An 8,252-nucleotide genomic window follows, 5' to 3' on the forward strand; every position below is an offset into this window, starting at 1 on the left:
GTGCAGGGGCCGCCTGCGCCGGGCCTCGACGCGCTGGACGGCGGCGCACCGCGCTCGACCGCGCCGGCGCCGACCACCGGCCAGCCGAGCACCGCTTCGCAGCTCAATTCGAGCGCGCTTGCCCAGGCGTCGAGCGTGACCCCGCCCGCGCCGCAGGGCACGCCGCCCGCGGAGACGGCATCGGCGCCGGTCGCCACCATATTCACGACGCCGGCCGACAGCGCCGCGCCGCAGCCGGCGCCGGAGGCGACGCGCAGTCTGGCCGACATCATCCACGCCATCGACGTGCCCGACAGCGAGCGCCGCTCGAACGTGGTCGCGGTCGATCTGGCCGAGGTCGAGAAGCTGCAGGCTGCCCGCCGCGCCGCCGCGCGCCAGGCCGAAGCCGACAAGGCGAAGAAGGCGGCTGCCGCCAAGGCCAAGGCGGAAGCCGACGCCAAGGCGAAGAAGGAAGCCGAGGAAAAGAAGCGGCTGGCCGCCAACCCCGCGCGCAACTGGGTGCAGATCGGCACCGGGCAGAAGAGCGCGCTGGGCTTCACCTTCAAGCGCTTGCAGGGCAAATATGACGCTGTCGCGCCGCAGGATGGCTGGAGCGCAAGCTGGGGCCAGACCTCTCGCCTGCTGATCGGTCCCTTTGCCAGCTTCACCCGCGCCAGGGCGGTCGAGGCGGACCTCAAGAAGGCCGGCGCCGATGCCTTCGCCTGGCAGAGCGACGCGGGCGAGGTGGTCGAAAAGCTGGGCAGCAAATAAGGGGTTCGCATGACGATGCTCGCATCCTACGCCTCTCAGCCCGACCAGAGCCGGGGACGGCTCCATGCCGAACCGGGCGGCGAGATGCGCGGCCCGCGCGACGTGTTCCAGCGCGACCGCGACCGCATCATCCATTCGATCTCCTTCCGCCGGCTGCGGCACAAGACGCAGGTGTTCGTGTCGCCCGACGGCGATCATTATCGCGTGCGCATGACCCACAGCCTGGAGGTGGCGCAGATCGGCCGCGCCATCGCCCGCACGCTCGCCCTCAATGAGGATCTGACCGAGGCGCTGTGCCTGGCCCATGATATCGGCCATCCGCCCTTCGGCCATGCCGGCGAGGATGCGCTGGAGGCGGCGCTGGAGGATCATGGCGGCTTCGATCATAATGCGCACACGCTGCGCACGCTGATGCTGCTGGATTCGCCCTATCCGCGCTTTCGCGGCCTGAACCTCAGCTGGGAAATGCTGGAGGGGCTGGCCAAGCATAATGGGCCTGTGACCAAACCCGGCTGGGCGATGCGCGAACTGGACGCACTGTTCCCGCTGGATCTCACCAGCCATGCCTCGCTCGAGGCGCAACTGGCGGCGCTGTCGGACGATATCGCCTATGACAATCACGACATTGACGATGGCCTGCGCGCCGGGCTGCTGAGCCTGGAACAGCTTTTGACGGTGCCGCTGGTGCGCCATTGCTGGGATCGGGTGACGGCCCGCTATCCCGATGTGCCGCAGGATCGGCTGCTGCGCGAACTGGTGCGCGAACAGATTGGCGTGATGGCCAATGACCTGCTCACCACCACCCGTGCCAATATCGCGGCCGCCGGGGTGAAAACGGTCGCCGATGTCCGCGCGCTGGGCCGCACGCTGGTCGCCTTCTCGCCCGAACTGGCGGCGCAGGAACGCGAACTGAAGCGCTTCATGTATGCGACCCTCTATCATCACCCCGACCAGCTGGCCGCCGCCGATCGGGCGCGGGTGATCGTGATGGACCTGTTCCGCGCCTATCTGGCCGACCCCGCGCTGATGCCGCCCGAATGGCGCGACGAATGCGCGCTGGAGGAACCAACCCGCAGCCGCCACATCGCCGACTTCATCGCCGGCATGACCGATCGCTATGCCGAAAAGCGCCATGCCGAGATTTGCGGGGCCCTGGTCTAGGCGCGAGCGGCCGTCTTCGACGCGACAGTTGAAAGTTCACAGCGTCGTTGCCCGCGCATTCTGGCGTGTTTGCACGGCCCGCGCGCCTGCGACGCGCCACCTGGGTCATGTCGACGCGCCTATGACGCCTCTGTCGCGCGACAGCCAGGCGACAGCGAAGCGATGCCGCTGGAGCTTTGCGGGAGATAAGGCGGGCGGGGCAGGGGACTGTTCCATCGCGCAGGATAGACCAGAGAAAGGCGGAGTAGGAAAGGGCACGGGCGATCAGGGCTCTGGCTGCTGACGACCAGAAGTGGACGTTCTTCCCCGGAACGGGGAGGTGGCAGCGCGAAGCGCTGACGGAGGGGCAGGGGCCCCTTGGCGCTGCGCTATCCGGCCTGGGCGATCCGGCCTTGGCCCCCCCACCCCTCGCCCCCCGCCTGCGCGCGGGTCCCCCTCCCCGTGCCGGGGAGGAATGTCTTGTTCCCACCCAACTCCGTCATCCCAGCGTAGGCTGGGATCTCTCTTTCTTTGAGAGCTAGGGGGCAAAAAAATAGTGGGATGCCAGCCTTCGCTGGCATGATGGAATAAGAAGGGGACAAATCCATCCAAACTCCGCCAACGGAAACGCTGCGTTGGCATTCGGCCGGCTGGTCCGGTCGTCGCGCGGCCTTTATGTCTCTCCCCATGACACTGCATCCCCAGATCGCGGCCTTTGCCGCCCAGCTTGACGATCTTTCCCGCCTGCTGCGGGCGCAGGGCGCGCAGCCCTGGGCGGATCGGATCGACCTCATCCAGCGCGCCGTCGCGGATTCCAACTATGCCGGCGTCACCCGCTTCCTGGAGATGTTCGACGGGGAAGGCGGCTTTGCCGACCTGACCCTATCGGACGAAGCGGCCGATGCCGCGCTGACGCAATGCCGGGCGGCGGCGTTGGCCATGGCGCAGCGGCTGGCGCGTGAGGAAGGCTGATCCGGCTGCAACCTGCACCCTGCGACATTTGCCCGATTGACGCCGCCCGCGCTTTGGGCAAATGCGTGGGGCGTCTCCGGTGCCGAGGATTCGGCAGCGGGCGCGATGCGGGAGAGCATGGGCGCCTTTCAGGCTTGAGCCCGTCGCCGAAGGAGCAACCGCCCCGGAATCTCTCAGGCCAAAGGACCGCATCGCGCGTAGATACTCTGGAAAGCGGATGGCCCCGTGCCGTCCCACCGAAGGGGTAAGCCAGCCGGCCCCAAGCCGCTGGTCAAAGCTCTCAGGTTCCGTGACAGAGGGGGTGGCATGCCGGAAGCGCCGATTCGTCGGCTGCGCTGGCCTGTCGCCGCATCCCTCCTACGGAAAGGTCTTGCCATGACCGCCACTGACGACGTCGCCGCCCTCGAAGCGGAACTGCCCCTCGAAGCCCTGCCGCTGGACGCCTGGCACCGCGCCAAGGGCGCGCGCATGGTCGGCTTCGCCGGCTATCATATGCCGATCCAGTATGAAGGCATCATGGCCGAACATAGCTGGACCCGCGAACATGCCGGCCTGTTCGACGTCAGCCATATGGGCCAGTTGACCTTCTCCGACGAGACCGGCGGCGCTAGCGTCGACGCCGCGCTCGAAACCCTGCTGCCCAGTGACATCAAGGGGCTGAAGCCCTTCCGCCAGCGCTATTCGATGCTGCTGGACGCGGAAGGCGGCATCCTCGACGACCTGATGGTTTCGCGTCCGGGTGACGGCGCGTTCGAAGGCGCGGCGATCTACATGGTCGTCAATGGCGCGACCAAATATGACGATATCGGCTGGATGATCGAGCATCTGCCCGACGACGTCACCATGAACCATATGGCCGACCAGGCGCTGCTTGCGCTGCAGGGCCCGGAAGCGGGCGAGGCAATGGCCGCGCTCATCCCCGAAACCGCCGACCTCATCTTCATGCAGTCCGGCCCCTTCACCTGGCGCGGCGTGCCGCTGTGGATCAGCCGGTCTGGCTATACCGGCGAGGATGGCTTTGAAATCAGCGTGCCGGGCGAGTCCGTCGCGCTGCTGGCCGATGCGCTGTGCGCGCTGCCGCAGGTCAAGCCGATCGGCCTTGGCGCGCGTGACTCGCTGCGTCTGGAAGCCGGCCTGCCGCTCTATGGCCATGACCTGTCGCCCGCCGTCAGCACGATCGGCGCGGACCTGGGCTTTGCCATCCAGAAGCGCCGCCGCGAGGAAGGCGGCTTCATCGGCCATGCCCGCGTGATGAAGGAACTGGCCGAAGGCCCCGGTTCCAAGCGCGTCGGCCTGAAGATCGAAGGCCGCTTGCCGGCCCGAGAAGGCGCGCAAATCTATGCCGGCGATGTGCTGGTAGGCGAAGTCACCTCGGGCGGCTTCGCGCCGAGCGTGGGCGCGCCGATCGCCATGGGCTGGGTCAGCCTGCCTTATTCCGCGCTGGACACCGCGCTGGAGATCGAGGTGCGCGGCAAGCGGATTGCAGCGGCGGTTGCGCCGATGCCGTTCGTTCCGCATCGTTATCGCCGCAAGGCCTGAATTACCGCTTTTCGAGGAGAGCAAGCATGAGCCGCTATTTCACCGACGAACATGAATGGATCGACGTCGAGGGCGAAATCGCCACCGTCGGCATCACCGACTATGCGCAGGAACAGCTGGGCGACATCGTGTTCGTCGAACTGCCCGCCGAAGGCACGACCTTCGAAAAGGGCGACGACGCCGCCGTCGTGGAATCGGTCAAGGCCGCGTCCGACGTCTATGCCCCGATCTCGGGCGAAGTCGTCGAAGCCAATGGCGCGCTGGAAGACGAGCCGGCGCTGGTCAACAGCGATGCCGAGGAAGATGGCTGGTTCTTCAAGCTGCGCATCGCCGACGCCAGCGAGCTGGAAGGCCTGATGAACGAAGCCGCCTACAAGAAGTTCGTGGCGAGCCTCTAAGCAACATTAGCCCCTCCCCTTCAGGGGAGGGGTTGGGGTGGGGGCTGTCCCCCACCCCCGACACCGTTACGAAGCAGCAAACTTCATCAGCTTGCCGCCCGCTCGTTTACGAAGCGGCGAACTTCATCAGCTTGATCGCCTCGCTGTTCGCCACCGCGCCGCCGATCCGCTTGACCGCGTAGAAATGGACGAACGGCTTGTTGCTGAACGGATCGCGCAGGATGCTGGTGTCGCTGCGTTCGGCGATGACATAGCCGGCCTGGAAATTGCCGAAGGCGATCGACAGGCTGTTCGCGGCGATATCGGGCATGTCCTCCGCCTCGACCACCGGATAGCCCAGCAGGGTCGCCGGCTGCCCCGCCGCCAGCCCCGGCTGCCAGATGAAGGCGCCGTCGCTGGTCTTCATCTTGCGGATCGCCGCCAGCGTCGCCGAGTTCATCACGAAGCTCGCCCCCTGACGATAGGGCGCGCGCAGGCTCTGGACCAGGTCAATGAGCTTGTCCTGCGGGTTGGTGGCGGCAAAGCCGCCCGCCGCCCCCGACGCCACATATTGCAGCGATCCGAACGCGCGCACGCTGTCCGCCTCGCTGGTGGTGGTATAGGTCAGGAAACCCTTGGGCTTGTTCGTCCCGTTGCCGTTGACGAAGGCCGCGCCCTCCGCCACCGCGAACTCGCGGGCAATCTCGCCCGCCAGCCAGCCCTCGACATCGAATTGCGCGTCGTCCAGCATCGCCTGGCTCGCCGCCGGATTGGCGTAAAGCTCGCCCGATGGCGGCGCGATCTCGTTGAAGCTGGGCGTGCCGGTCTCGGCCCGCGCGCCCGTCTCGCTCGCCCAGCCTGACACGATGCCGCCGGCCGTCACCAGCTTGCGATAGCCCGCCGTCCCGGTCCGCACGACATTGGCGATGCCGCGGATCGGCGAAATCGCCTTCAGGGTAGACCCGATCAGCTGGTCGATCTCGCGCGGCACCGCATAGCCGCCCGCCGCCCCGCTGGCGCCGGAAAAGCTTTTCAGCTCGACGCCCGCTTCCAGTCCCTGCCGCAAATAGCGCTCGACAAAGGCGCCGCGCGCCGGGTCGACCTCGCCGCCCTTCACCCCATCGAGCGCCGGCCGCCCCATCTGCACCCGCATCGCCCCCAACTGCGCCTCCAGCGCCGCGATCCGCTCGCCCTGCGCCACCGCCTCGAAAGCGCCCTCCAGCCCGTCCGTCACCGTCTCGCTCATGCCCGTCTCCCAAAGAAAAAGGGCGGCCCCCAATGGAACCGCCCGCCTTTTCCTTCTCCCTCGAGGGAGAAGGATACGAAGCCTTGGCGGCAAAGCCGCCCAGGCGAAGTTGGATGAGGGGGAGGCGATCCGAATTGCCGCCGCCCCAAAATCACCTTAGCATCGCGCTATGTCCTGGCTTTCCCGCTATCGCACGCCCATCCAGCACATCGTCCGATCGCTGCTGTTCATGTCGATCGGTGCGTTGATCCTGCTTGCCTATATCGACTTCACCCAACCGGTCGTCAGCAGACAGCTGCGCCATATCGGCGAAGGTATCTACTGGATATTCCTGACGCTTATCTTGATTAAATCCTGGCTGGATCGCCATGATCAAACAGCACGCCCCGATCCCTCCCCGGCAATGAGCGGCACGATCACCGTCCTGCTCACCGGTGCAGCATTCGCTTTTGCCGTCAAAAAGAGCGCGGTCTTTGGTGGTGGGTTCGGCCCGATGACGATCGTCTTGGCCTGCACTCTTGGCGCCAGCATCCTCGTCTGGGTCTTCGCGTCCCGGCATAAGGGGAACATTGGCGAGGCCCGCTTCAACACGACCGGCGCCTGATCCCACGCCGATCGTCCAGACCATGAATCCCCTCACCCTCGCCACCCACGGCGCCCAGCATCTTCCCGCCGCCCTGTCCCCCGCCGATCTCGCCACGATCGAAGCTGCCCTGGCTGATCTGCCGCCCGACCAGCCGGGCCTGCGCCTCGCCAGCCTGCCCGCGCTTGGTCCGTTGCTCGGCCCAACCGGCGCGATCGGCCGCCACGCCGCCGCGCATCAGGGCGCGGCCAGCCGCCCGGTCCGCGCCATCCTGTTCGACAAGAGCGCCGCCACCAACTGGGCGCTGGGCTGGCATCAGGACCGCACCATCGCCGTGCGCCGGCGCATCGACACGCCCGGCTTTGGCCCCTGGACGATGAAGTCCGGCATCCAGCATGTCGCCCCGCCCCAGTCGCTGCTCGACGCGATGGTGACGCTGCGCCTCCATCTCGATCCGGTCGATGCCGACAATGCCCCGCTGCTGATCGCGCCCGGCTCCCACCATCATGGCCGCGTCGCCGAAGCCGATGTCGCTGCCCTCGTCGCAAGCTGCGGCATCCAGCCCTGCCTCGCGGCGCGGGGCGACATCTGGCTCTACGCCACGCCGATCCTCCACGCCTCCGACGCTGCCACCAACCCGCGCCACCGCCGCGTCCTGCAACTCGACTATAGCGCCGACCCGCTACCCGACGGCCTGGAATGGCTGGGGGTGTGATTCATCAATCCCGATCGAAAAAGATGCGCACCGCAAAGCCGATATGAATGGCCATGACGATCGCAGTCACGATCAAGCAGACGTAGAACAGCCTGGTGGACTGGGTCGAAACGCAAAATACCGCCAGCAGGAAATTCAGGGGCAAAAGGATCTTGGCGATACGTTTGGACCATGCCGGCTGCACAGATGCGATGGCTTCATCCAAATTACGCGGTGAACGGTAGCGACTTTCATCCATGCGCCGATGTTCAACGGCCATCCTCATTTTGTAAAGCCATTCCCTCCACCCCGATCACCCGCGCCAGCGGCTGCATCGGGTGCGTGACCAGACTCACCTCCACCAGTTCCAGCGCCAGCAATTCGCGCGGCCCCGCGCCCCGCGCCGCCTTCACCCGATAGCCGAAGCTCAGCCCGTCGACCGCCCCGCTCGCCAGCATCGCCGCCGCCTCGCGCCCGGCCGCGCTCGTCCGCGACACGCGGCCGATCACCCGCAGGCCGCGCCGGTCCTCGCGCGCCATCTCGATCCGGCCGATCGGCGCGCCGGGCCGATGCTGCCACAGCAGCGGCACCTGCGCCGCGGTCACCGCGCCGAATGCGCCCGGCCGCACCACGTCACCGCCCCGGTCCACCCGGTCGAAGATCGCGGCATAGCCGGCAAAGCGCAGCGCGCCCGCTTCCCCCCGCCCGCTCATCCCTTCACCAGCCCGCTGAGCCCCATCTTCACCGCCATGCCCAGCAGCACCAGCGCCATGACGATCCGCACTGCCCAGCCGATCGCCGCCCCGCGCGCCGCCTTCTTCGCGCCGCGCCGGGCGCGCAGCAGTCCGCGCATTCCCCGCAGGCCGGCCCGGGCCCGCCGGTCCTCCAGCCCCAGCCGCGCCAGCGCCCGCCCGGCGCCCAGTTCGCTCGCCTCCTCGATCAGCGCTCGGA

General features: G+C 67.4%; 10 protein-coding genes, 1 pseudogene and 1 riboswitch. Of the genes and pseudogenes, 7 read left to right on the plus strand and 4 right to left on the minus strand.

Features of this window, described 5'->3' with window-relative positions:
* From CG471_RS27935 to gcvH, 5 genes and pseudogenes are all read left to right on the plus strand, one after another.
* Positions 1-750, plus strand: a pseudogene (locus tag CG471_RS27935) (SPOR domain-containing protein); the annotation flags it as partial.
* Between the two features lie 9 nt (positions 751-759).
* On the plus strand, positions 760-1,911 hold the full coding sequence (locus CG471_RS27940; protein WP_099234442.1) for a deoxyguanosinetriphosphate triphosphohydrolase: 1,152 nt from the start codon (positions 760-762) through the stop codon (positions 1,909-1,911).
* Positions 1,912-2,577: 666 nt separating this feature from the next.
* The gene (locus CG471_RS27950; protein ID WP_099234444.1) at positions 2,578-2,862 is read left to right on the plus strand and encodes a hypothetical protein; all 285 of its coding nucleotides are present in this window, start codon (positions 2,578-2,580) and stop codon (positions 2,860-2,862) included.
* A gap of 98 nt (positions 2,863-2,960) precedes the next feature.
* Positions 2,961-3,061, plus strand: a riboswitch (glycine riboswitch).
* 176 nt (positions 3,062-3,237) lie between these two features.
* Positions 3,238-4,401, plus strand: coding sequence for a glycine cleavage system aminomethyltransferase GcvT (gene gcvT, locus CG471_RS27955; RefSeq protein WP_099234445.1), 1,164 nt, complete (start codon positions 3,238-3,240; stop codon positions 4,399-4,401).
* A 26-nt stretch (positions 4,402-4,427) separates the two neighbouring features.
* Complete coding sequence (gene gcvH, locus CG471_RS27960; protein WP_097384190.1) at positions 4,428-4,799, plus strand: glycine cleavage system protein GcvH; 372 nt, start codon at positions 4,428-4,430, stop codon at positions 4,797-4,799.
* Between the two features lie 106 nt (positions 4,800-4,905).
* On the opposite strand, the gene CG471_RS27965 is transcribed toward gcvH, so the two are convergent.
* A complete protein-coding gene (locus tag CG471_RS27965) occupies positions 4,906-6,024 on the minus strand; it encodes a phage major capsid protein (protein WP_099234446.1) in 1,119 nt (372 codons plus the stop codon).
* Between the two features lie 169 nt (positions 6,025-6,193).
* Between CG471_RS27965 and CG471_RS27970 the strand changes: the two genes are divergently transcribed.
* Together CG471_RS27970 and CG471_RS27975 are read left to right on the plus strand one after the other, a co-directional pair.
* Positions 6,194-6,628 (plus strand): hypothetical protein, encoded by a 435-nt coding sequence (locus tag CG471_RS27970; protein WP_099234447.1) that lies wholly within the window; start codon positions 6,194-6,196, stop codon positions 6,626-6,628.
* 22 nt (positions 6,629-6,650) lie between these two features.
* Positions 6,651-7,322 (plus strand): phytanoyl-CoA dioxygenase family protein, encoded by a 672-nt coding sequence (locus tag CG471_RS27975; RefSeq protein ID WP_099234448.1) that lies wholly within the window; start codon positions 6,651-6,653, stop codon positions 7,320-7,322.
* A 4-nt stretch (positions 7,323-7,326) separates the two neighbouring features.
* Here the strand turns inward: CG471_RS27975 and CG471_RS27980 are convergent, their stop codons facing one another.
* The 3 genes from CG471_RS27980 to CG471_RS27990 all read right to left on the minus strand — a co-directional run.
* On the minus strand, positions 7,327-7,581 hold the full coding sequence (locus tag CG471_RS27980) for a hypothetical protein (RefSeq protein ID WP_099234449.1): 255 nt from the start codon (positions 7,579-7,581) through the stop codon (positions 7,327-7,329).
* The gene (locus CG471_RS27985; protein ID WP_099234450.1) at positions 7,571-8,014 is read right to left on the minus strand and encodes an HK97 family phage prohead protease; all 444 of its coding nucleotides are present in this window, start codon (positions 8,012-8,014) and stop codon (positions 7,571-7,573) included. The genes CG471_RS27980 and CG471_RS27985 overlap by 11 nt, the downstream gene beginning before the upstream one ends.
* Positions 8,011-8,252: DUF6127 family protein (locus CG471_RS27990; protein WP_099234451.1), on the minus strand; the 242-nt coding region annotated here is incomplete at its 5' end. The genes CG471_RS27990 and CG471_RS27985, both read right to left, overlap by 4 nt.

The sequence above is a fragment of the Sphingobium sp. IP1 genome, assembly GCF_002708645.1.
GTDB classification, from domain to species: Bacteria; Pseudomonadota; Alphaproteobacteria; order Sphingomonadales; family Sphingomonadaceae; genus Sphingobium; species Sphingobium yanoikuyae.